Origin of the sequence: Ewingella sp. AOP9-I1-14 (assembly GCF_052375995.1) — a bacterium.
GTDB lineage: Bacteria > Pseudomonadota > Gammaproteobacteria > Enterobacterales > Enterobacteriaceae > Ewingella > Ewingella allii.
On record NZ_JBQSVA010000037.1, the window covers coordinates 1 to 1,234 of the forward strand.

Here is a 1,234-nt window from a genome sequence, read left to right on the forward strand (position 1 = left end):
TGAATAGACCCTAGTTTCCTAGACTGTTCCGTGCCTCATGAACCAGGCACTTTCATAAACTGCAGGGGCTTGATCCTCACAGGCACTGTGGCGGCGTTTAGCATTATAAAACATCTCGACATAATCGAAGATATCCGCCTTCGCTTCTTCCCTATTTTTATAGATCCGTTTCTTTATGCGTTCCCGTTTTAGCAACTGGAAAAAGCTTTCTGCCACTGCGTTGTCATGGCAATTACCCCGACGACTCATGCTGCTTTTTAAATTGTGAGCTGTCATAAAATGCTGACATCTTTCGCTCGTATATTGAGAGCCCTGATCTGAATGGATTAATACTTCTGCCGTTGGTTTACGTCGCCATACCGCCATCAATAATGCATCCATTACTAACTCAGCGGTCATTCGTCCGCCCATGCTCCAGCCGATAACCCTGCGTGAGAAGAGATCAAGAACAACAGCCAGATACAGCCAACCCTCATGCGTCCTTATATAAGTCATGTCACTCACCCAATGCGTATTTGGAGTTGGGACAACGAACTGGCGTTCAAGGTAATTTGGACTGGCAAAAGAAGGCTTTCCGCCACCGTAATAGCGTCGTTTTCGGTATCCAGTCTGAGATGCTAGTTCAGCGAGCCTCATCAGGCGCGCGATCCTGTTACGTCCGACGCATTCACCCAGATCTTTCATATCGAGCCAGATTTTTCGATAGCCGTAAACCGTACCGCTTTCAAGCCACAGTTGTTTAATCAAGCCTGTTTGCCGTTCATCTTGCCGGGTACGCAAAGATTTAGGCCGCTTTAGCCACTGGTAATAACCGCTGTGATGGAGGCCAAGAACCAGGCATAACCTGCGTACAGCATAAAAGGACGACATTTTTTTAATGAAGGCGTACTTCAGCCTGACGTTCTTGCAAAGTACGCGGCGGCCTTTTTTAAGATATCCCGCTCTTCAGTTACTCGCTTAAGTTCTTGCCTGAGGCGCTTTACTTCATGCTGAAGTGCATCGTCCTGCTTACGCTGCGGCTCGGGCTTCTGGTAGCGCTTAACCCAGGCGTAAAGACTATTAGTGGATACACCAAGTCGAGAGGAGACCTCAGATACAGGGTACCCCTGCTCAGTGATCTGTTTTACGGCTTCAATTTTGAATTCTTCAGTGAACGTTTTGACTGACATAAACACTCCTTCATTAGGCCTCCATTATGAGGCAAAAAAGTGTCTACGAAACCCGGGTCTATTCA

The 1,234-nt window shown here is 47.2% G+C and carries 1 protein-coding gene; it reads right to left on the bottom strand.

The window, feature by feature from the left end:
• Positions 1-18 precede the first annotated feature (18 nt).
• Positions 19-1,169, bottom strand: a protein-coding gene (locus ACT3RT_RS23055) for an IS3 family transposase (RefSeq protein ID WP_155407417.1) whose coding sequence is annotated in 2 segments (ribosomal slippage) — positions 19-935 and positions 935-1,169 — 1,152 coding nt in all. Because the reading frame shifts where the segments join, the coding sequence is not laid out codon by codon here.
• Between the last annotated feature and the right edge of the window lie 65 nt (positions 1,170-1,234).